We start from the raw sequence: 23,277 nt of genomic DNA, 5'->3' as shown, positions 1-23,277 counted from the left end.
CGGATTATGGAATCGCGGCATTTGTTTACCTTTTTAAATGTAGTTGAGGCAGGCAGTTTTACGCGAGCAGCGCGTATACTGGATTATGCACAGTCGAGTATCACTGCTCAAATTCAAACGCTGGAGACTGAGTTGGGTACGCCGCTTTTTGATCGCATTGGCAAGAAAATCATGCTGACGGATGCCGGGCGACGTCTGCTGCCCTATGCGCAGGAAATTTCCAAGATGCATGCTATGGCTAAGGATGCGCTTCGTTCAGAAACGGAATTGGCAGGCACGCTGAAAATAGGAGCACCAGAGTCTCTGGCCGCTTTTCGTCTACCGAGTTTGATCCGTGAGTACAGGGAGCGGTATCCGAAGGTTAAAATTGTCCTCAAACCCGGCGAATGCTGGGAATTACGCGATTTGATCCGTTCCGGTGAGCTGGATTTGGCTTTTTTGCTTCAGCCCGAGACAGAGGATAGAGAACTGAATGTCACCACGCTTATTCACGAGCCGATGGCCTTGGTTGCGCCACTCGAGCATTCGCTGGTTACCTATACCCAGGTAGAGCCTGCCGACTTGAAGGATGAAACCATTTTGCATACAGAGGCAGGATGTACGTACCGTATCCTTTTTGAGCAGTATCTGAATAAACACGGTATTTTTTCAGACCCTAGCCTGGAATTTTGGAGTATTGAAGCCATCAAGCAGTGTGTCATGGCTGGGCTTGGTATTGCGTTGCTCCCGCTAGTAACGGTACAAAATGAGCTGCGAGAAGGTAAAATGGCGCGTTTAGCCTGGGATGACAGTGAACAGCAGGTGGCTACTCAGGTCGCTTATCACACGAAAAAGTGGAAATCCCCGGCTCTTAGCGAATTTTTACAGATCGTTGAGCAGCATGTAACACATTGGCGTGCATGAGTTCAAGCCATCACGGCATATGCTTATACAAATAATATTTTTTCCTTTTCGCCTATTCACTCAACATTCGCCCACAACCTGCATACATATGTATGGAATGATTGATTGTATGGAGGAGGTTCAAGAATGGCATTAAGTCATAAAAATCGTAGAGAGATTATTACCAAAGCGATCTGTGGTAAAGGTCGCAGATTCTCTACCGTAACCCATACCGTAACTCCGCCGAATAATCCGACGAGCATTTTAGGGGCATGGATTATTAACCACCAGTATGAAGCTGTGGCGGCGGGGGACGGCATTGAGGTCGTCGGGACGTATGATATCAATATTTGGTACTCATACGATAAAAACTCGCAGACCGATGTTGCCAAGGAAACGGTGTCGTACGTAGAAAATGTGCCGCTCTCGTATCTTGATCCGAAGCACCGGGCGTCTACAGTGGAAGTATCCGCCGAAGCTACACAGGAGCCGAGTTGCGTCGAGGCCAGTGTGTCTTCTGGAGGTGGCAGCGTAATGATCCGGGTCGAGCGGGAATTTGCGGTGGAGCTGGTGGCGGAAACGAAGATTGTTGTAGAAGTATTCCCGAATGGCAGCAGCGATGATTTTGACAAAGACTTTGATTTTGGAGCGGAAGAGGGGGACTATGAGGAGCTCGACCCCGACCTCATTGACGACGAGCTCTGACAGAAGCAACCAAAAAGAGGGCCGCTTTACTCTTGCGCCGGCTGATTCTGCGCAGGGGGCAAAGGCCCTCCTTTTTTGTTGTTGCGGGTTGAAATTGGATTGAAATCCGTACGTAGTTCGTAGGGGGGGATATAATGCAGCAGCCAGGACAGGCGCTCATACGCTTCAGGCAGATGCCAAATGATGAAAAAAAGCGTAGACTGGAGCGTTCAGGCATAGCGGTGCAGTGGATGGATAGCAGTATAGCAGATTTTGCGATAGGCTACGCGGTGCAAATCCATCAACTGCGAGTGTTGGAGATTCGTAGGCGTGCCATCGAAGGCCCTTCCAAAGTCCGCGCATACGATCTGTCTGAACTGGATCAACATTCACCGCTCTATGTCCGGATGGAGCGGCTAGCTGTACGTGCGTTGTATACACTGGGTTTGGACAGTGGTGAGGTGATACTGACGCCGCTGGGGGAGCGCAGCTGTCAGGTGCGTGAAGTCTCGGCACAGCCATGGTTGAACGATAGACGTTTGGCCGCGCTATATGAAATTGCTGCGCGCGAAGGGGATGTTGAGGGTGAGAATCTTTCAGCGCAACGAGGGAGAGATCGACTACTCATCGGAATGGACCCTGAATTTGTGCTGATTCGTATGCCAGAGGGACGGGTCGTGCCGGCCTCAAGATATTTGGGTCGTCTCGGCATAGCCGGCTGCGATGCTGTTACGCGTCGAGGACGAACGCTGTATCCAGTCGCTGAGCTTCGTCCAGCGCCGAGTGGAGATCCGGACCGTCTGCTGAAGCACCTGCGTCAAGCTTTTGCAACCGCAGCCCGGCGCATTACCGACCGCACACTCATCTGGCAGGCGGGGGGGGATGCCGCAACCGGGTTTTCCACTGGGCGGACATCTGCATTTCAGCGGGGTTGCGCTAAACGGTGCCTTGCTCCGGGCACTGGATAACTATTTGGCACTGCCTTTGGCGCTACTGGAAGACAAGCGTGCGGCCCGGCGCAGACCGCATTATGGCAATTTGGGTGATTTTCGACGTCAGTCGTATGGAGGCTTTGAATATCGTACACTGCCCAGTTTTCTTATCTCGCCACAGCTAGCTAAAGGGGTGATTGGTATGGCGTTTCTCATTGCTACTCAATATCCGCGTTTGCAACGTAGGCCGCTGGGTGAAGAGGAGGCTCACAGAGCCTTTTATGAAGGAAATCAATTTGTGCTTAAGGAGTATATGGAACCTCTTATTTTGGATATGGTTTCACTGGAAATATACTCGCAATATGAAGCTTATGTAGCGCCATTGCTGGACAGCCTCCGCAAGGGGAAGCAGTGGGATGAATCACGGGATTTGCGCCCCTTTTGGAAGCTTACGTAAAATCAAGTGTCGACACCAGGAATGGTTTCATGTTATCGACTGTCATTTTTGATATAATGAGAGATAATTATAAGTTTAAACGGAACAAAGTGTGGGGGTTAGTAAACGGTATGTCTAAATATACACCGATGATTGAGCAGTATTTATCCATAAAAGAGCAGGCTAAAGATGCATTTTTGTTTTTCCGTCTGGGAGATTTTTACGAGATGTTTTTCGATGATGCAATTCTTGCATCCAAGGAGCTGGAAATTACACTTACGGGTCGTGAGGGTGGCGCCACGGAAAAAATTCCGATGTGCGGCGTGCCTTATCATTCAGCGGAAAATTACATACAGCGCCTCATTGAGAAAGGTTATAAAGTGGCCATCTGTGAGCAAATGGAGGAAGCCTCAGCTACGAAGGGGATGGTGCGGCGGGATATTGTCCGCGTTGTGACCCCGGGTACAGTAATGGAAGGCAAGGTGCTGGGTGATAAATCCAACAACTACATGGTATGTGTCACAGAGACGGACGGGATGCTGGCTCTTGCGGCGTGCGACTTGTCAACAGGTGAATTGTATGTGACCTCTGTGCCTGATTCGAAAGAATGGCTACTAGATGAAATAAACATTTATGAGCCGTCCGAAATGTTGGGGGATGGTCATCTGCTTGATTTTGTGGCTTCCCGTATGTCCCCCGTTGGACGGCGTGTTGTGTATACGGCCTGGGACAAATCCAAGGATGATTTGGTTCGGGATCAATTTGGCGAAGCCACGTGGGCAAGGCTTACGGAGGAACGCAGACGGTGCGTATCACGCTTGATTTCCTATTTGAATGAAACGCAAAAAAGATCGTTAGGCCAATTGACCCAAATCTCCGTATATGAGCCAAACCATTTTATGATTCTGGATCCATTTACCCGCAGGAATCTGGAACTGGTGGAGACAGTACGTGAACGCTCCAAGAAAGGCTCGCTGCTGTGGCTGTTGGATCGCACAGAGACTTCCATGGGAGCGCGTCTGTTGCGTCGTTGGATCGACAAGCCGTTGTTGAGCGGCAGTCTTATTGAGGAACGCTTGGAGGCGGTGGACAAGCTATACCACCAGTTTATTTTCCGAGAGGATGTACGTGCTCAGCTTAAAGAGATTTACGATCTGGAGCGTCTGGTTGGGCGGATTGCCTTTGGTAGTGCTAATGCACGTGATCTGATCGCTCTCAAGCTGTCGCTGGTCCGAATTCCTTCTTTACGCGAATTGTGCGCTGAATCTCCTTCGAAGACGCTGAGACAGATTGCACAAACGCTGGATAGCTGTACAGACCTGTGTACATTGATTGAGGAAGCGGTGGCGGATGAACCGCCGATTTCCGTAAGGGATGGAGGTCTTATTAAGGAAGGCTACCATCAGCGTCTGGACGAACTGCGCGAGGCGAGTGTGAACGGTAAACGTTGGATCGCTGAGCTAGAGGCCAAGGAACGTGCAGCAACCGGCATTCGGTCACTTAAAATTGGATATAACAAAGTATTTGGTTATTATATCGAGGTGACCAAATCCAATTTGGCCTCATTACCAGAAGGTCGATATGAACGCAAACAGACGTTGGCGAATGCGGAACGGTATATTACACCGGAGTTGAAGGAAAAGGAATCTCTAATTCTGGAAGCCGAGGATAAAATGGTTGATCTGGAGTATACGCTTTTCTCCGAGCTTCGCAGTAAACTAAACGCTGAAATTCCCCGTTTGCAAAAGCTGGCAGAGCAAGTGGCTGAAATTGACGTGTATCAGTCGCTGGCATCGGTTAGCGCGGAACGGGGATTCGTGAAACCTGAGCTGACTACAGGATATGATTTCGTAGTGGAGCAGGGTCGCCATCCCGTGGTGGAGGCTGTAATGAAAGATGGCGGTTTTATCGCCAACAGCACGGTATTGGAGGAAGCGGATGCGCATATTCTACTTATCACCGGGCCGAACATGGCTGGGAAAAGTACGTATATGCGTCAGGTCGCACTTATTGCAATTATGGCTCAAATTGGCTGTTTTGTCCCTGCTGCACGTGCCAAGGTGCCGATGCTGGATCGCATTTTCACACGGATCGGCGCAGCGGATGATCTTATCGGCGGGCAGAGTACGTTTATGGTCGAAATGGCAGATATCCAAGTAATGACGGACAAGGCAACTCCGCGAAGCTTGATCATTATTGATGAACTGGGACGAGGTACGTCTACCAGTGAAGGAATGGCAATTGCACAGGCAGTCATCGAATTTGTCCATGACACGATCGGCTGTAAGGCACTGGTATCCACGCATTTCCATGAGCTGGCGCATTTGGAGCAAGGCCTGTCTTCGCTGCGAAATTACTCTATGGCCGTGCAGGAAAGCGGCGACAAAGTGAATTTCCTGCGCAAGCTCATACCGGGAGCGGCTAGCAGTAGCTATGGTATTTATTGTGCTCGGCTTGCAGGCTTGCCCAATAACATTATTGAGCGAGCGAATGGACTGCTGAATGGTTTTGAACAGGCAGCGGCTCAAGTAACGGCAGGTACCGAGATAGTAGTAGGAGGGAAGGAAGGGACTGATCTTCGTACAGTTTCAGGGACAGAGGATATTTCTTCTTTGACCAAATATAATTCAGGCCAGACATTGCGAGAAAGCGGAGAAACTGCATCATCAGCTCAGTCTTTATCACAGCAGGCGACCCTGGTAAAAGAAGATACTCTACAGACTGTGGAGGATTCCAGCAGGTTGGAGCAAGGAGCAACCGAAGTGGTACAGCTGTCCATTTTTGGAGAGCAGGAGCTTGCCACCTCCAAGCCCCACGCAGAGACAGTAGAGACGAATCCAATTGTGCGCCAAATTTTGCGCAAGGTGAAGAATGCTGATGTCATGAATATGACTCCTTTACAGGCAATGCAGCTATTAAATGATCTTAAAAATAAGGCCAATGGCCTGTAGTTAAAATAAGTGACATTATTCTTATTTTTCATCGCACTTTGAAGTCAGGAGGAGGTTAAAAGGATGTCTAAAATTCGGGTACTGGATGAACATATTGCGAACCAGATTGCTGCCGGTGAGGTCGTGGAGCGTCCAGCCTCCGTCGTGAAGGAACTGGTGGAAAATGCGATTGATGCAGGCGGTACGCGGGTGGACGTATGGGTAGAAGAGGGCGGCTTGCAAAGTATCCGGGTGACGGATAATGGAAGTGGCATTGAGCCTGAAGACGTGGAAACGGCATTCTATCGGCACGCGACAAGTAAAATTGGACATGGTCGCGACCTGTTTCAGATCACAAGTCTCGGCTTTCGGGGAGAGGCGTTGCCAAGTATTGCGGCAGTATCGAAAGTAGAGTTGCTTACAGCAGCCGGAGATGACGGGCGTGCCCGTAAATTAGTGATTGAAGGCGGTAAGCTGTTACTTCACGAGGATGCTGCTAGTAGGCAAGGGACGGATTTTACCGTACGGGAGCTGTTTTATAATACACCTGCAAGGCTGAAATATATGAAAACAATCCAGACCGAGCTGGGACACATTTCGGATGTATTGTACCGAATGGCGCTTTCGCACCCGGAAGTGGCCTTCACATTGCGGCATAATGGCAATACATTGCTGCAAACGCTGGGCAATGGTGATTTGCTGCAGGTGATTGCCGCTATTTACGGAACTTCTGCGGCGAAATCCATGCTGCTGCTAGAAGGAGAGAGCCTGGATTACCGAATTAGTGGCTATGTCAGTCGCCCAGAGTGGACGAGATCAAATCGCAATGCGATCTCGACAGTAGTGAATGGACGTTTTGTACGAAGCTACGGGCTTAATCAGGCGTTGCTCAAGGCGTATCATACCTTGTTGCCGATCAATCGTTTTCCGCTGGCTGTGATCCAACTGGAAATGCATCCTTCTCTGGTGGATGTTAACGTTCATCCTGCCAAGCTGGAGGTAAGGTTCAGTAAAGAAGCTGAACTGTTTCAGCTGGTTGAAGATTCGGTAAAAGCTGTCTTAGGGCAGCAAGTGCTGATTCCGAAGGCAGTCAAGCGCGAGATCGGTGGCAAGGACAGTGGCTCGTTTGTGCAGGAGCAGTTTCACTTCTCGAAGGGAAATGGTGCGGAAGGGGATGCTCCTTCCGGCAAAGACCGGGGGGGAGCACTGCCACCTTCCGTAACTTCGCCGGAGAGCCAGGAATCGCACCAATCCAATTACTTGAACAGGAACGAAGAGAATAACAGGGGTAGCCAGGAGCGTGAGCAACGTCCGAGCAGGGATAGTCTCTCAGCCATTGGACGGGCAAACAATCTTTCAGGTAAAAGTATTAATGATGATGAACTGGATGCAGATTTTGTGGAAGAAAACAACGGGAGTGAAGTTAAAGGGGAAGTGCCGCTTCCTGATGGGGCGACCGTACAGTCGTCCGAAGGAGATAATGCCGCAATAGGCACAACTACCTTATACAGCAGAGGGATACAGGAAACAGCTGCTTCTGCTGCTTACCCATCTTCTATGCCGCCGATTGCAGGACAAGCTACGGATTCCCGTCATTTCGCGGATCAGAAGCCGCGCCAGCAACGTCTGGATGCGGAGCAATTGGCAGCGGTGTCGGGAGAAGTTCCAGAGCTGCCTACTTTTCCTGAACTGAATTTAATCGGTCAGCACCATGGGACATATCTGATTGCGCAGAACGACCAGGGCTTGTATTTAATTGATCAACATGCCGCACATGAACGAGTCAATTATGAATTTTATTATGAAAAATTCGGCAATCCCGAGTCAGTATCGCAGGAGCTGCTACTGCCAATTACACTGGATTTTACGCCTTCCGAAACGGAAAAGTTGAAAACAAGGCTGCACTGGTTTGAACAGGCGGGGGTGTATCTGGAGCATTTTGGCGGTCAAACCTTCCGTGTCAGCTCTTACCCGTACTGGCTTCCCCAAGGGGAAGAAGCGGATGTCATTGAGGAAATGGCCGGATGGGTGCTGGAGGAAAGAGCCATTGATCTTGCTAAGCTGCGGGAAGCAGCCTCAATCATGTGCTCCTGCCGGGCTTCGATTAAAGCAAACCAGAAGCTGACTGATCGGCAGGCTATTGTGCTGCTAGAGCGTTTGGCAGCGTGCAAACAACCTTATACTTGCCCTCATGGGCGACCTATTGTGGTTTCCTTTTCCACATATGATTTAGAGAAGCTGTTTAAAAGAGTAATGTAAGGGAGTATATATATGTTGCAGGATCGGGAAAACCGTGAAGAAGAGCAGTCGAGCCTACGGGAAAAGCAAGTCGAATTACTCGTCACGACAGGGGATTCCCCCTCGGCTGAGGTTGTGGAGCGAGCGAAGTTGCTTGCAGCCGAGTTAGGGGCGCTGTATGCCCCTCGTCGTGGCATATCGGTAGCTAAGCTAATTGCGGCTCACAGAGTCCGTCAAGCGTTGGTTCTGGTGCAGGGCGGAGTAAGGCTGATTAGCCCAGAACAACCACCGATGGCTTTTCACCCCAGTATGGGCTTCATTCGCGCCAAACGGGTATTAAAGGGTGAACCTGACCCGATGTTGACGGCTGCCCGGATCGTCCCGGGTGATACCGTGCTGGATTGCACTGCAGGACTTGGTACGGATTCTCTTCTATTTTCAATTGGAACGGGAAGCTCTGGACAAGTCACGGCTGTGGAGAGTTCTTTCCCCGTCTACGCTTTAATCAAGGATGGAATGAGGCATTACCGTTCCGGCAACGCTGAAGTAGATAAAGCCTTTTCCAACATTGACGTTCGTTTTGGTCATCATTTGGACTATTTGCGTAGTTTGCCGGATCGCAGTATAGATATTATTTATTTTGACCCTATGTTTCGTGATCCGTTGCTCGATTCCAGCGCAATTGGTCCATTGAGAGGGTTGGCAAATCCAGACGCGTTGAGTGAGGAAAGTATTGTTCATGCGAAACGGATTGCACGAAAAACAATTGTATTAAAAGAAAAACGGGGTAGCGGGGAATTTGCCCGCCTCGGCTTCCGTGTAGAGCAGCGGGGCACAACGAAAACAGTGTACGGAGTGATCGATATTGACAGTGGCACCTAAGCCTAAACTACTCGTTCTTGTTGGCCCGACTGCGGTTGGCAAGACGAAACTAAGCATTGAGATGGCTCGACAATTTGACGCGGAAATTATTTCCGGGGATTCCATGCAGGTATACCGTCATATGGACGTTGGAACTGCCAAAATTTCCGAACAGGAAATGGAAGGAATCAAGCACCATTTAATTGATATTCATGAGCCTGAATACCCATATTCAGTAGCCCAATTTCAGGAGGACTGTCGTCGTCTCATACCTGATATTCAATCTAGAGAAAAGCTACCGTTTATCGTAGGCGGAACAGGTTTATATGTAGAATCAGTCTGCTATGAATACCAGTTTTCCGAGGTAGGGGCTGACGAAGCTTTTCGTCAGGAGCAGCTGGACTATGCCGAACAGTTTGGAGCTGACGCGCTTCATGCGCGACTACAGGCGGTTGATCCCGAAAGTGCACTTCGTTTGCATCCTAATGATCGTCGTCGTGTCGTTCGGGCACTGGAAATTTACCATGTTAGCGGAACGACACTTAGCTCTCAACTTGCCAGTCAAAAAAAGGAATCTCCCTACCAACTCTGCATCGTAGGTTTGACAATGGATAGGCAAATGCTATATAAACGTATTGAAGACCGAATTGACGGGATGCTCGATCAAGGGCTTGTTGCTGAGGTAACCTCCTTAATGGAACGGGGAGTGCGAAGCGATGCCATCTCCATGCAAGGTCTAGGCTATAAAGAGATATCCTCCTACCTGCGGGGAGAGGTGTCTTTGGAAGAGGCGGTGACTTGGCTAAAACGGGATACGCGTCATTTTGCGAAGCGACAGCTCTCGTGGTTTCGCCATATGAAGGATATCCAGTGGGTAGATGTCACTGATTTCGGAAATTTTTCTGCTCATGCAGCCCAAATACACGAAATTATAGCAGGAAAGTTCCGGACAGACCTTGAATATACTTCAAAACAATCCAAATGATTATTGGGGGTACGGCTAAAATGAACAAGTCCATTAATATCCAAGATACGTTTCTGAATCAATTGCGCAAGGATTCTATACCTGTAACGGTATACCTCATCAATGGATTTCAGGTGCGAGGGACGATTAAAGCATTTGACAATTTTACGATTGTGATCGACTCGGATGGAAAGCAGCAGCTGATTTACAAGCATGCCATCTCCACCTTTACACCGCAACGCAATGTATCGCTTGTACAGCAACAGGATAGCGCTAGCGATAACTGATTACGGCTTGACGGTCGTCCGGGTTCATGAAACTTTTCAGGCGTCCGTCTCGTCTAACTGTATAGGAATGTGACCGGGAGCAACCTGATCAGGGTTGTTCTTTTCATTCCGTTTACTTTCAAGTTGCCGACAGCAAGCTTTAAGCTTATGTTAGGTACCATATGATTATTCGCGAAAGGGAGTCAGGGGAATGCCAAACGATTCATTGTCCAGATCCGGCAATCGCAATAGAAACACATCTAAAGAGAAGCCGAAGGGCAAGAAAAAGAAAATTACAGGTAAGCGAATTGGATGGACGCTGTTTATTACCGCGGCGGTAGCTATATTTTGCGCACTTGGTGGCTATTTATTTGTCATGGTAAATGGCGAAAAAATTTACGATGCGAACAAGGACAAAATCACAGTGAATGAGACATCAAAGGTTTATGACCGCAACGGTGTGCTCATGGGTGAGTTGTCTGTGCAAAAAAGTGATCCTGTCAAAAGTGAAGAAATACCAGACTTGCTCAAAAAAGCTTTTATTGCAACCGAGGATAAGCGTTTTATGGAGCATCAAGGAGTTGATATTTGGTCTATCGGTCGGGCAGCCGTTAAGGATATCGTGGCCCGTTCGGCAGTGGAGGGCGGCAGTACGCTAACTCAGCAGCTGGCCAAAAACTTGTTTTTGACACGTGACAAAACCTTTTTCCGTAAAGCGACAGAGGTATCCATCGCAATGGCGCTGGAGCGGAGGTTGACTAAAGATGAAATTATTACTCTCTACTTAAATCGGATTTGGTTTGGACGCTCCTATTCTGGAATTAAGGCAGCGTCGGAAGGTTATTTTGGGCAAACCAACTTAAAAGAATTAAAATTGTGGCAAATTGCTACACTGGCAGCTATTCCGAAAGGGCCATCCAAGTATAATCCGATCAGTAACCCGGAGAACTCGAAGGCACGACGTGCGGTGGTTCTCCAGCTGATGTTTGAGCAGGGGATGATTGGAAAGCAAGAGATGGAAGAGGCCAAGGCTGTAAATTACAATTACAAACAACCAGAAAAAGTTCAAAAGTATCAAAATTTTATGGAATACGTCATGGATGAGGCAGAGGATGCACTGCCAGGAGTTAGCGGCAATGATCTGATTATTGGCGGTTACAAAATTCATACCACAATGGATGCCCAGGCTCAAAATGCGCTGGATCAGGCGATGGCAGATGATGACATGTTCGAAAAAAGTCCTGACGATCAGCCAGTTCAAGCTTCGATGGTCATTATTAACAACCAGACAGGTGGAATTGCCGCGATGGCACCCGGACGGGATTACAAAAAGGGAACCTTCAATCGTGCGACACAGAGCCGCAGACAGCCAGGATCGGCCTTCAAGCCGATTGTAGCCTATGCGCCAGCTCTCGAATCCGGCAAATTTACGATGGATACTCCTTTGAGTAACGAACGCCAGAGCTTTAACGGATACAGTCCGAAAAACTTGCATGGTTACTCGTCGACCATCAGCATGCTCGACGCGATTACGAAGTCTGAAAATATTCCGCCTGTATGGTTGCTGAACCAAATCGGTGTGGAAAAAGGGGTTCAATTTGCCGAGAGCGTAGGCATTCCGATGGACAAAAACGATCACTCACTTGCTATCGCATTGGGTGGATTAAGCAAAGGGACGAATACCCTTGAAATGGCGCAGGCGTACAGCTCATTTGCCAATAAAGGACAATTCCAAAAGGCTTATTCTATTAAGCAAATTAACAATAGTGATGATCAAGTAGTTTATACTCATGAAGAGGAAACTAAATCTGTAATGAGTGAAAAAACGGCTTATGAAATGACACAAATGATGCAAAATGTAGTCAATAGCGGTACAGGTCGCAAAGCACGCATTGACTGGCCTGTAGCCGGTAAAACGGGTACGACCCAAAGTGGAATTAGCGGTAATAGTGGTAACCGGGACATCTGGTTTGTCGGTTATACGCCAGAATATACCGGAGCAGTATGGATGGGTTATGATAAGCCGGACAGTAAACATATGCTCAGAAACTATAGTGGGCAGTCGGCAGCCTTTTTCGGAAGGGTCATGGGTGAAGCTCTCAAGGGGCATCCGGTTACGCAATTCAGCGAGCCGAAGGGATATGAACCACCAGTTGAGCAGAAGCCAGAAGAGCCGGTTCAGGCTACCGCTCCAAGCGGACTGAGCGGGTCTTATAGTCAGGACACCCAAATTGTATCGTTGTCCTGGAATGCGGCAGAGGGAGACAATGTACAATACCGTGTTTATCGTAAAGAGTCTTCCGAAGGAAGCTTCAGGACGATTATGGAGGCGATGAGAGGCACGAGTGGCGAAGATACGTCTCCTGTAGCTGGAAAAACGTATCAATACTATGTCGTAGCTTATGGAGCGGATGGTAAAGAATCCGCAGCTTCGAATACGATTAGTGTAGAAATTCCGACAGAGACTACTCCGATAGATCCGCAGCTAGGAAATGATCCTAATCAGGATGGAACTGTACCGGATAATGGCGAGAATATAGATGGTCAGGACGGCACAGACCAGGGGAATACGACTCCTGGAGGTACTGATAACGGTACTGGTTCTGACCAAGTTCCAACGTCTCCTGGAGGTAACAATGGAAATGGTACTGGAGGCACAGGCAACAGTAACGACAATTTTGGGAACGGAAACGATACAAATACGGGGAATGGTCAGACGACTACGCCGGATTCAGGTATAACTGATGAAAATACTATGACCAATCCAGAAAATACAGATGCATCTACCACAGGTGCTATTATGGATGGAAGTCAGGAAAGCAAATCCAACGGTCATTCAAACTCCAATCGTGGACGTCACAACCGGGATTAGCAAATATGTTTTATGTAAGATGATATTGGCTTCAAATCAAAGGTATTTTCGGACTGTTTTTACAGTCTGAAAATACCTTTTTTGCTGTAATACAGGGGTTATTTTTGAGTGTACAGTTTAAATATGGTAAGCTGGTTTTACCAATGTTGGAGAGGAACATCATTTATGAAGCGCAAATTCGGAGACCGGGCCAACTGGCGCAGAATCACCAATCGCAAGTTTGCTTGCCGGTATGTAGAAAGTGACGCGTTTACAGGATATATGACCCTGTATACCATTTTGAGTCTCAAGGAGCCGTTATGGAAGAGTTACGGTGGTCATACGTTTTGCATAGCCGATAAAGGATATTCCTGGCTGCAATATTATCCAAAAGGTGAGCACTATGTGGTGACTGCTATGTTTGACAATCGGGAGCAAATCGTTGAATGGTATATTGATACCTGCCGAAATCAGGGTGTGACTGATCAAGGAGTCCCTTGGTTTGACGATCTGTATTTGGATGTTGTGGTGCTTAAAAACGGTGAAATCTTCCTGGTGGATGAGGATGAATTGGAGGAGGCATTACAACGGGGGCATATCTCAACGCAAGAGGCAGAATTGGCTAACCGTACAGCGGCTGATGTGTTACATCAGATAGATGCCCACGTGTTCCCTTATTTTAAAATGTCGCTGAAACACCGAGCAGAATGGTTTCACAACGGTGATTTCAAGAGAGAACGGTGAAAGTTTTGCAGTGGATTAAAGACATCGGGCCCCAACGCCCTGAGTTGAAAAGCAGGCAGAGTCGCCTTAAGAAAATATCTATGGTAACTAAGCGTCTTGTACTTTCTTTGATAATTTTCATTTTGATCGGATTGGTATGGGCAGGAATCCGAGTGTGGAACATGAATACGGCCGCCTCTACCACTCCGCTCCAGCAAGTGCAAATTGGTATCGTATTAGGTGCTTCTATGTGGGGGGCTGAGCCCAGTCCTGGATTGAAGGAAAGGCTGGAAGAAGCCTTGCGCTTATACCGCAACGGGACGGTACAGCATCTAATTGTAAGTGGTGGACTGGATAAACCCGATTTTCCGTATACGGAGGCTGAGGGCATGCAACGCTATTTGGTAGATAGAGGGGTCCCTGTACAGCATATTGTGTTGGAAAACCATGCGACCAGTACTTACGAAAATCTGCTCTATAGCCAGCGCATTATGAAGGAATATGGATGGACCTCTACCGTGATCATCACACATAGCTATCATGGCCCTCGGGCGATGGAGATTGCTCAATTCTTAAAGTTTGATCATCCTCAGATGGCTCTGACGGAATCTAAAGTGCTGAATATGCCAATTCATCAATCAAGAGAAGTATTGGCATACGCTAAATGGACGCTGCAACGGTGGTGGATCAGCGCTCAAACTTGGGTTGCCTGAATTAAAGAAAAGGCTTTGTGCACGTTCCCGTTGCTTTTATGCTAATAAGGACATGCCAGACCGAATACATTAATAGGGTAAGCTGTGCCTGAAGAAATGTTGAGGTGATGGATGCATGAACGGACGGGGAATCGCCGCGGGCAAGCGGTCGGAGGAGAGACCTTCCAGACAAATTAATGTCGTGCTGCGTAGCCCGGAGCCGATAGCTTCGGTGACTGTGGACGAGACGGAAGCAGTGGCTTCAACCAAGTCACAGGCGCTACCGCAGTATCTCAGTCTTTATCAGGAAATTCAGAAAGAACTCGATCATCTCGTCGGCTTGGATAACATCAAAGACCTTGTATTTGAGGTATATGCCTTTTTGCAAATCGCTCATATGCGCACGGATGCGGGATTATTGAGTAATGCACACGTATATCACATGATTTTCAAAGGAAATCCAGGTACGGGGAAAACGACAGTAGCCCGCATTATCGCTAAAATGCTGCAAAAAATGGGGGTACTGAGCAAAGGTCATCTGATTGAGGTGGAGAGGGCTGATCTGGTCGGTGAGTATATTGGCCACACGGCACAAAAAACGCGAGATCTGGTAAAGAAATCTCTTGGCGGCGTGTTGTTCATTGACGAGGCTTACAGTTTGGCACGCGGAGGGGAAAAGGATTTTGGAAAAGAAGCGATTGATACCTTGGTAAAGACGAAGGTTTGACAATCTATGTATATGATTCAATTGATTTAGTTAAGCCGAAGTGGGGAGGTGAAGACAGAAAGAACAAATGGGAGAAATATGAAGATCAATTCGAATCGTTACTCAAACTATACCAAGAAGACTTACTGAGCTTTGAACAAATTGCTGAAAAGGCTGGAGTAGACTGGTGGACGATCAAATCGCTTTTTAAAGCAAAAGGTGTTAAGTTGATAAGTCATAAAGAGAGATCGAAAATCAAGAGAGCCAAAGACTATCCATTACTATATGACCTACACTATATTCAAGGACTAACACTAAATCAGATCTATGCTAAATATAAGTATAGCCCTCCATATATAAGACAAGTACTTAGAGAAGGCCATGTGTTAACATAGATATGTAAGTCGCAATGTACCCATAAGGGCCTAGAACGGGTAAATTAACGTGAATTGTGTTAAAGATAGATAGGCTATCAAATTATGTTTTTCGAAGCTTAAAACGAAAGATAGGCCCTTAGGTGCAAATGTATTACATGCATTCATGAGGAAGTAGATAAGGGATTTCTCATAATGTGAGCATAATTTTAGTTTATGATACACAATAGCATCAAAATTTTTTATAGCTTGAAGTATCCATAACATGGTAGAAGTTAAAAGAGGACTCCAATAATTAGGAATCCTCTTTTTTATCTGTGTCAAATTTTGTTTTAAATAATTCATTACTAAGCTGAGTAAACTCTTCACTGTTAACGTAATTCAAAAATTCTTTCCTAATTAAACTTTGTAAATGGATGTGATCTTCAATATTTTTTAGTTTGAATTCAAAATGCTTTTCTTCCCCCTCTATGTCCATATCACTTTGATTTGAACTTTCTTTTTTCTCATAATCTTTGCCACGCACCAGCCAATCTAATGACACATCGAAATAGTCTGCTAATGCTACCGCCATATCTAGTGAAGGGCTATGTTTGTCATTTTCGATATTAGATATAGTTGCACTTGTTGTCTTTTTGTAGCCGACCATTTCGCCAGTCTCTTTGTTCTTTGCAGGAAGAATTAACTCAGTAGCTAGTTTTTCCATGCTTAAGCGTTTTTTCGTTCTCATTAATCGAACTCTTTCCCCTAAGCTATCCATTCAATTTTCTCCTTTGGTAATCTAATTCCTAATAACATTATAGCGATATTCCGATAAAAAATACACACATTTACTAAGTATATTTAATGAAACATAAAAAAAATTGACAAATGTTTATGTAAATGATTTAATTAAATCGCTAAGTTAACTTAATTAAATCATATTTCATTTAGTGAAACATAAGAAAGCTAAAAAAGGGAGGTTTACAACCAAAGCCTAAAATTCGTGCTAAATTCATCCAGAATGCAACAAAAAACCACCCTGTAATTTAGGATGGCATTGTATGCTTTATATTAGTCATTTGTCAGAATTTCAATCATGTCGATTATTTTTCTTTTTGTAATAGTATCAATAAGTCGGCCTCTAAATGTTAGAAATTCTGATTCTTCTATAAAGTCTGCCAAGTCATTATTTTCGCCGTTCTTCTTTCTGATTAATGCATAATACGCTTTTGATTCTTCAATTGTCATATATCGACTTTTGCCGGGATTCTCAAGATCAAAGGCGAGTTGATCACTAATGTAGCCAGCATACATTAAAAGTTCTTCTTTAGGCACTTCATAAGCAGAAGCAAATTTGTCTAAAATTTCTGGAGAAATCTTTGGAGGTTTATCGGTATTCGGATGGACACCTTTTTCAATTAAACTGATGTATGAGACGCTGACTCCAACTTCTTCAGCAGCTTTTCGTAAAGACCAGCCCCTTGTTTCTCTAAGGTGTCGAAGATAAATATAAATGTCGCTTTTCATAAAAACTCCTTTGTTTCTTGACATGGCAAATAAGTATATTGTACATTACTATTGTAGACATGTTCACTATTGTAATACAAGATGAATTTTACAGGAAGGAGGAGAAGTATACATTGCCTCTTTATGAAGAGGGTGATAATTGATCATTATTTCATATCTTTTTCTTTGGTAAGTATAACATGACTACTAGTACTTATATAGGATGAAGAACACAGTTGTATTAACAGAATACAACTCACAAAATCATGTACGTATAAAGAAGGGAGATGACTACGCATCACGCAATAATTCATCTAATCTTCATATAGTCCCAAATATTTGAAACCACATAGGCGTATCGTCGTATATCCATATATAACCTTTGACGCATGGAATTACATGCATTCAATGAATTAAACTTCGCAGATGCGAAAAGGAGACAGAATAATGACCATTATCTTGAGAAAAGAAACGAAAAACTACCAAAGAAGCAATATTTCTTATACATATACTACTGGAATCTCAGACAAACCACTTTATAATAATGAAATCACTTTCGAAAAATTTTTAGACAGGCTCGGAATTGGGTCTGATTGCACAATACTAATCAGTAGGATGAGATTTTTTCTGAATACAGTAGAACAATTATATGAATTTATTGAGAGATTGCCTTTGGAAACAGCAGACCTGCCTGAGCAGTCTCTACTTACTAAAATCCGAAAAGAAAGAATTGATGCCTATAGCTATATTGATGTGACAGGCTTTCTTTATGACTATTATCGTGACAAGAAAGCAGCACTAGAAAAACTGTTTCAAGAACCAATTAATCAATTCAAATTGAATAAGCTTGCAACAAAAGATCCCTCAGAAATTTATAATGCTCGCCAAGAAAGAGGGAAGTACTGTACTGTGTTGGAGGTGTCACTACTTCTTATGTAAAACAAAAAGCCCTTTACAGGACTACATTCTTGTAGAGGGCTGATCAATTTTAATCTGAGTAAAATTATCATTTTATCAGGAAATCTTATGACCATACTGATGATTACTCATAATCTTGAAAATGAGAAAAATGAGTTGTTTGACTTTTGCTCAACCCATACATACAATTTGAATATATTGGCTATGAATGCAAAAAAATAGTTAAAATCGTTGGAATAAATTAATTTAATGAAGGGTGAGAAAAGAAATGAAGACAAAATTAAAAGTTTTTGGGTTGGCTGCCCTTATTGTTACGTTTGCTGTAGTTATTGGTAATAATGTTTTTGCTAGTGACGATACTTCTGAAGAAATGAAGGACGTTACAAAAGCAGTAGTCCCTGATAGTGTATTAGAAGGACTTAATCATCCTGATAAAATTTATACTAAAGATGCATTATTTATAAAAAAACCGCAATCTCTCCATGATGAAGATAAATTCAATCAGGATGAGGTAGTCTACGATGTTTCAAAGACTACGGATAAAACAAAAGCAATTATTCAATATGATGCTACTTATATCAAGGAAGAGGGTGTGGAATAGTCAATATAAAGAGTTGCTATTGGACACTTTATATTGGAAATATAGGGCGACTACGGTCGTCCTTTTTTTAAACTTTCTTTCTTAAAGGCTACAGAAACTACAATAAGCAATTATTCAAACTGATGACTCTAACCCAAAGGTTTGATAAATATGTTAGACGATACCCTTAATCATAAAATCATCGTAAACTATCCCAAAAGGTATCTTAAGTACATATATGAAAGGTATATGATTTTATTCCAAAAGATGGTACAATCAAGAGCAATAAAGCAAATGTATTTTACTACTTGTTTCACAACTACATAATAATCTTAACTATGCATCGTATTGTTAGTCTACGTTGAAAGGGTGGTTTATTTATGAAAGTTGCACCCACGATTAGAGCAGAATTGGAACAATATCTACAACAAGAAGGCTTAACATTATCGCAATTTGGACAAATCGCAGGGATGAATAGGGGAATAATAAGTAGCATTGTAACAGGTAACAAATCTATGTCTATTAATCAGCTTGATCGAATTACTGAAGCTATGGGGTTACCGGAAGGTCACTTTTATGACTTGTTCATAGAAAACTACATCATCGACCATCCTCCGAATATGAGACGAATCGAGCCATTTTTGTTTCGCTGTGCGGAGTTGGACAAGTTGGATGCAATCCGTCGAGTGGTGGGAGCCATCATGGACAATCTACTCTATTCTCCCAAACTATTTGAAATTGCAGAAGAATTGTTGGCGCAGGGACGACTAGAAGCGGCATTGATACTCTATGAGGGAGTAGCTGAAGCGGAGAAATATCAACACTCTGAACGCCTAGCCATCTGTCAATATCGTATATTCACGATTCAGATTGGAGATGACCAAAGCCGAAATGTCAGGGCGGCTTCGATATTTGAGGCTTTTGTTGAGCGTCTAAATGAAATAGACCAGCTCGATGCATTAAAGGACTTGGCAAACGTGTACAGGTCTTTGCGTAAATGGGACAAGGTTGATGAAATGGCAAGGAAAATGAGAGGAAAAGCGGAAATCCAATATTCGATGAAACATCAGCAGAAGAAACGTGAGCATAATGAGTCTGAAAAGAAGCTGAGTCGTCCCATGTTTGTGTACATTAGCTATGCAGATTTATTATGTGCAGGTGTATGTGAATCACGGGAAGATTACGAACAGGCTCTACAATTTACATACGCCTACGCAGAATTAGATTGGGTCAAAGAGACAGACGAGGACACACAACACTGGATTAATTTATTCAAAGGTTGGGCGCAAGCTAACGTTACCGCAAATAAGCTTTTATCTGGAGATATAAACGCCTTATATGATTATGTTGAATATATTGGTGCACCGTCAGATACAGCTGAACAAGATAAGGTTACCCAACTTTTGAATATTATGATGACGGCAAACCGATACCAGATAGACGTAAATGATATACTTCAGCGCTTTGAAACGGATATTAATTCACTTTTTCAATTTCCGCAATCCAGTGATATATATACCCAACAGGTGATACCAGAGCAATATGCACGCTTTAGTTATGAATTGGCTTATTATTATTTACATCGAGGTTCTTACAGTGATGGTTTTAAACATTTGATGTATTCAATGGTAAGTTATCATACACTAAATAATGAGACTTATTTTATAAAATGTATGGTGTTGTTTGAGCGTTATCGAGCTTATGCAGTATCCGAAACTAAGGCAGCATATTTAGAATTTATTGAAAGGGTGTGGATAGCTGATGTTAAGAAAAATGGTGCTATTGATCGTCGCAACTAGTTTTTTGTTTATCGTAACTGCACCTGTTCAGACTCATAGCCAACACCAGAGTATCGGGCTTTACGATCAACAAGGAGGGGCTTAACATTTCAAACGAATGAGGAAAGATAAAAAACCAGCATAACAAAAATACACTCCCTAAAACAGATATTGGAGAAACCTAACACAGGTTTAGCCGATAAAATTCTAAGGAGTGTATTTTTATATATATGAGTAATCAGCATACATATGGAATTGGTGACCAAAATTATTTTGCTCGCCAAAACTCAAGAGGATATTGCTATTGATTTGAATATAGCCACACAGCAAAAAAAGTGAATTATTTTTTCTGTGTGATGAAATCCAACCATTTATTTAAGTTATCTTTTTGAAATACTACATGTCCATCTAGATCAGCGTAAGGAATAAATTGATAAGTGTCATAAACCGATAGTTTCTTTTTTTGTTCTGTGTCTCTTTTTATAATATTGTCTAGTTGTGTCACGGGAATCTTTAGATATGCTGCTGCTTCTTCTTTGTTTAAAACGCTATCGCTTAAAGAAGATTGCGATATCTGAGGGGTAAGAATTTTTTCGTTGGAACTAAAATGTGCGTTAATATAGCTTCCAATTATAAAAGAACCACCAAGTATTATTGAGGATATTACTATTTTGAAATCTTTATCTTTATTCATTTGCACCACTCCTTGGTAATAATATCTATACTATAGCATTTTTTTCTAAAATTATGCTACAAAAAGAAGGAAATAGAATTTTTATGCAGAATAAATACATTGTATTACAAAAATTAGAAAAAAGGATGATGATTTTTGAAGAAAATTACCGCAGTAATTTTATCCCTATCAACTGCTCTAGCTGTCTTTGCTCCAGTGTCTTTTGCAGAAGAAAATCCAGGTGATACCATTCAAAACGCAACCGCAGAAATTGCAGAGTCCAGTATTCAAGATGTTCCAACATCTGCAATTACCAGATTTGAAGCACAAGGTAATCCAAATGCGCGCGTTGAATTTGTTGATCCAAAGCTAGTTGAAAAAAATTCCGTGATCACACCTCAAGCTGGGGATCATCGCGTTTATGTAAAGTCAGAATATGCACTTGGTAGTAACAAAATTACTGGATATTCTGTTGGGCCAATTCAGAAACAAACACTTATTGTTAGTGTAGCCAAAGGACGAACTGCAACACGTAGTTCTAGCCTTACAGTAAGTGGATCAGTTTCAATTACAGCAACGGTTGATGCAAATATTGCATATATAGTTAAGGAAAGTCTTACAGGAAATGTAAGTGGCACAGTTTCTAAAACTTACAATACTACAGATGTATACTCTGGCCCTCCTGAAAGCTCACCGTACAAAACAAGAAACTATTACGCAGCTATCAACTACGATCAGTATAATACAACTATTGTTCGATATGATTATTATGATTATTATCTTGGAAATGTTTATCAAGGTAGACAAGCGGAAAATGCTGGGTACACTTATGTTAATGGAACAAAAAAACCTATTAATATTGAGTATCCAATAGATGTGAATTACTAATCTGACCTGAGTTTATGTGTATGTAAAGTGCATACAGCTTTGCTTCAAACTAGCTTCAATAAAAAAAAAAAGGGGAACCCTCATTTAATATTGAGAGTTCCCCTTAGTTATTATTTAGTAACTGGTGTGGCGGATACTGAGGTATCCAATAATCGAATACCTTTATGGACTAGAATTTCGATTAACTTCAATTCTTTATCGGTTGGTGTAACTTCCAGCCTATTCAACAATCCATCGACTGTTTCAACGGCTACCTTTTCCTTTTGTTCAAATGTCAAAGCGTCATTGGAATAATTATGTACATATTCAATTACTTCACTTGCCACATCTAAAACAAAATTAGCTTTGCCTTTATGCTGTTCAGCAATTGGAAGTACCTCTAAAATCAATTTGCCTACATCGACACTTCCAAGAATACTATCCGTATCACTCAGATTGACCCCTCTCTTTTTAAACCAAGTAATAACCAATACGCCTAATAGCACAAACAACACTGTTCCACCAATAATATAAATATCATTCACTTTACATTTCTCCTTGTTATAAGAATAAAAAGAGAGGAACCTTTGTCCCTCTCTACCTAAAACTATTATTTATAATCTGCGACATACTGTTCGGTATCATAAGCTAGTGATCTAGCTGCCGAAACATTTTCTGTACGAAGAGTTCTTTTCTTGAACCATGTAGTTCCTTCTTTTGGATTATTAAGGGGGGCTATCTTCTTGGTTTTTAGTGTTTCTATTTTACCGGGGTCATACCACATATTTTTTATTTTCATTAGAAGCTCTTCGCTTTTATTAGCCCATTCATCGCCTAGTATTAAAAGGGCTAGTTGTTCAATGGTTGGATTGCTAATTCCTCTGACTTCGAAATACTTATGCAATTTTTTAAGAAATTTATTATAATCTGTTGCTTCAGGCATAGTGGGGAATATTATCGAAACGACCATTGACTGAATTTCATGCTTTAAGGAATGTTCATCGGCTTTATTTTGTAGCAATGCAATGCCAGAAGATACATCGACTGCTCCTTTAAGAACATTGAATCTAATAATACATCTCGAACCAACATGTAGTGTTCTTCCAGTTATCCTATTATGTAGTACAAAGTTGTGTTTTAAATTGGGGGTGTGACATAATTGGCATCTATTACTGAAGTTATCCGAAGTTGAATCTATAACATCAGTAATATCGAACTCTTTCTTTGCCTCGTCAAAATTGTTAACAGAGCATTCTTCTAGCATATTTCTTACAATGAGGGGGCTGGGAGTCGAATTCTCCATCTTAGGATCATACTTAATTACAATACGGTTTCTACTTGTAAAATTCTTCAGTTTCAATCACTCTCCATACTATATTTAGAGAATATATAACGTTTAAACTCCATATATAGTATAGCCCAAAATTTTCCGAC

At 43.4% G+C, this 23,277-nt stretch carries 20 protein-coding genes and 2 pseudogenes; 17 read left to right on the top strand and 5 right to left on the bottom strand.

Translation table 11 applies throughout. From position 1 onward, the window contains the following. Window positions 1-6 precede the first annotated feature (6 nt). The 13 genes and pseudogenes from ACWA2B_RS11190 to ACWA2B_RS11130 all read left to right on the top strand — a co-directional run bounded on the left by ACWA2B_RS11190 (window position 7) and on the right by ACWA2B_RS11130 (window position 15,560). Window positions 7-903 carry a LysR family transcriptional regulator gene (locus ACWA2B_RS11190; RefSeq protein WP_029518123.1) on the top strand — a complete coding sequence of 299 codons (897 nt, stop codon included), beginning with the start codon at window positions 7-9 and terminating at the stop codon, window positions 901-903. A 126-nt stretch (window positions 904-1,029) separates the two neighbouring features. Continuing rightward, window positions 1,030-1,587 (top strand): outer spore coat protein CotE, encoded by a 558-nt coding sequence (locus ACWA2B_RS11185; RefSeq protein ID WP_013310588.1) that lies wholly within the window; start codon window positions 1,030-1,032, stop codon window positions 1,585-1,587. A 134-nt stretch (window positions 1,588-1,721) separates the two neighbouring features. Further along, window positions 1,722-2,955, top strand: a pseudogene (locus ACWA2B_RS11180) (putative amidoligase domain-containing protein). Between the two features lie 110 nt (window positions 2,956-3,065). Continuing rightward, entirely contained in the window at window positions 3,066-5,885 is a 2,820-nt protein-coding gene (gene mutS, locus ACWA2B_RS11175) for a DNA mismatch repair protein MutS (protein ID WP_029518121.1), read from the top strand. Window positions 5,886-5,948: 63 nt separating this feature from the next. Next, on the top strand, window positions 5,949-8,123 hold the full coding sequence (gene mutL, locus ACWA2B_RS11170; protein WP_340955684.1) for a DNA mismatch repair endonuclease MutL: 2,175 nt from the start codon (window positions 5,949-5,951) through the stop codon (window positions 8,121-8,123). Between the two features lie 12 nt (window positions 8,124-8,135). After that, window positions 8,136-8,984, top strand: coding sequence for a class I SAM-dependent methyltransferase (locus tag ACWA2B_RS11165; RefSeq protein ID WP_029518119.1), 849 nt, complete (start codon window positions 8,136-8,138; stop codon window positions 8,982-8,984). Further along, window positions 8,968-9,948, top strand: coding sequence for a tRNA (adenosine(37)-N6)-dimethylallyltransferase MiaA (gene miaA, locus ACWA2B_RS11160; RefSeq protein WP_029518118.1), 981 nt, complete (start codon window positions 8,968-8,970; stop codon window positions 9,946-9,948). Before ACWA2B_RS11165 ends, miaA begins: the two co-directional genes overlap by 17 nt. Before the next feature lie 20 nt (window positions 9,949-9,968). Then, complete coding sequence (hfq, locus tag ACWA2B_RS11155) at window positions 9,969-10,214, top strand: RNA chaperone Hfq (RefSeq protein ID WP_029518117.1); 246 nt, start codon at window positions 9,969-9,971, stop codon at window positions 10,212-10,214. Window positions 10,215-10,404: 190 nt separating this feature from the next. Then, window positions 10,405-13,065, top strand: a complete 2,661-nt coding sequence (locus ACWA2B_RS11150) for a PBP1A family penicillin-binding protein (protein ID WP_449292218.1) — start codon at window positions 10,405-10,407, stop codon at window positions 13,063-13,065. Window positions 13,066-13,230: 165 nt separating this feature from the next. Continuing rightward, window positions 13,231-13,788: a DUF402 domain-containing protein gene (locus ACWA2B_RS11145; protein ID WP_029518115.1), complete on the top strand. Its 558-nt coding sequence runs from the start codon at window positions 13,231-13,233 to the stop codon at window positions 13,786-13,788. Next, on the top strand, window positions 13,785-14,480 hold the full coding sequence (locus ACWA2B_RS11140; protein ID WP_029518114.1) for a YdcF family protein: 696 nt from the start codon (window positions 13,785-13,787) through the stop codon (window positions 14,478-14,480). The genes ACWA2B_RS11145 and ACWA2B_RS11140 overlap by 4 nt, the downstream gene beginning before the upstream one ends. Window positions 14,481-14,595: 115 nt before the next feature. After that, window positions 14,596-15,177: pseudogene (locus tag ACWA2B_RS11135) on the top strand (AAA family ATPase); the annotation flags it as partial. Window positions 15,178-15,182: 5 nt separating this feature from the next. Further along, window positions 15,183-15,560, top strand: a complete 378-nt coding sequence (locus tag ACWA2B_RS11130) for a hypothetical protein (protein ID WP_449292217.1) — start codon at window positions 15,183-15,185, stop codon at window positions 15,558-15,560. A gap of 274 nt (window positions 15,561-15,834) precedes the next feature. Here ACWA2B_RS11130 and ACWA2B_RS11125 read toward each other — a convergent pair whose 3' ends face one another. Both ACWA2B_RS11125 and ACWA2B_RS11120 read right to left on the bottom strand, forming a co-directional pair. Then, complete coding sequence (locus ACWA2B_RS11125; RefSeq protein ID WP_449292216.1) at window positions 15,835-16,299, bottom strand: helix-turn-helix domain-containing protein; 465 nt, start codon at window positions 16,297-16,299, stop codon at window positions 15,835-15,837. Window positions 16,300-16,592: 293 nt separating this feature from the next. Continuing rightward, complete coding sequence (locus tag ACWA2B_RS11120; protein ID WP_449292215.1) at window positions 16,593-17,048, bottom strand: helix-turn-helix domain-containing protein; 456 nt, start codon at window positions 17,046-17,048, stop codon at window positions 16,593-16,595. 426 nt (window positions 17,049-17,474) lie between these two features. Between ACWA2B_RS11120 and ACWA2B_RS11115 the strand changes: the two genes are divergently transcribed. From ACWA2B_RS11115 to ACWA2B_RS11105, 3 genes are all read left to right on the top strand, one after another. Further along, complete coding sequence (locus tag ACWA2B_RS11115) at window positions 17,475-17,966, top strand: hypothetical protein (protein WP_449292214.1); 492 nt, start codon at window positions 17,475-17,477, stop codon at window positions 17,964-17,966. Between the two features lie 247 nt (window positions 17,967-18,213). After that, window positions 18,214-18,546, top strand: coding sequence for a hypothetical protein (locus tag ACWA2B_RS11110; protein ID WP_449292213.1), 333 nt, complete (start codon window positions 18,214-18,216; stop codon window positions 18,544-18,546). Between the two features lie 359 nt (window positions 18,547-18,905). Beyond that, window positions 18,906-20,324, top strand: coding sequence for a helix-turn-helix domain-containing protein (locus ACWA2B_RS11105; protein WP_449292212.1), 1,419 nt, complete (start codon window positions 18,906-18,908; stop codon window positions 20,322-20,324). A 319-nt stretch (window positions 20,325-20,643) separates the two neighbouring features. On the opposite strand, the gene ACWA2B_RS11100 is transcribed toward ACWA2B_RS11105, so the two are convergent. Then, a complete protein-coding gene (locus ACWA2B_RS11100; RefSeq protein WP_449292211.1) occupies window positions 20,644-20,997 on the bottom strand; it encodes a hypothetical protein in 354 nt (117 codons plus the stop codon). Window positions 20,998-21,132: 135 nt separating this feature from the next. Here ACWA2B_RS11100 and ACWA2B_RS11095 point away from each other — a divergent pair, with 135 nt between their 5' ends. Beyond that, entirely contained in the window at window positions 21,133-21,864 is a 732-nt protein-coding gene (locus ACWA2B_RS11095; RefSeq protein WP_449292210.1) for a hypothetical protein, read from the top strand. A gap of 110 nt (window positions 21,865-21,974) precedes the next feature. Here ACWA2B_RS11095 and ACWA2B_RS11090 read toward each other — a convergent pair whose 3' ends face one another. Continuing rightward, the gene (locus ACWA2B_RS11090; protein WP_449292209.1) at window positions 21,975-22,388 is read right to left on the bottom strand and encodes a hypothetical protein; all 414 of its coding nucleotides are present in this window, start codon (window positions 22,386-22,388) and stop codon (window positions 21,975-21,977) included. 65 nt (window positions 22,389-22,453) lie between these two features. Further along, window positions 22,454-23,203 carry a hypothetical protein gene (locus ACWA2B_RS11085; protein WP_449292208.1) on the bottom strand — a complete coding sequence of 250 codons (750 nt, stop codon included), beginning with the start codon at window positions 23,201-23,203 and terminating at the stop codon, window positions 22,454-22,456. Between the last annotated feature and the right edge of the window lie 74 nt (window positions 23,204-23,277).

It is taken from the genome of Paenibacillus sp. CMM36 (assembly GCF_053570945.1).
This window is presented reverse-complemented; position numbering and strand designations above follow the sequence as displayed.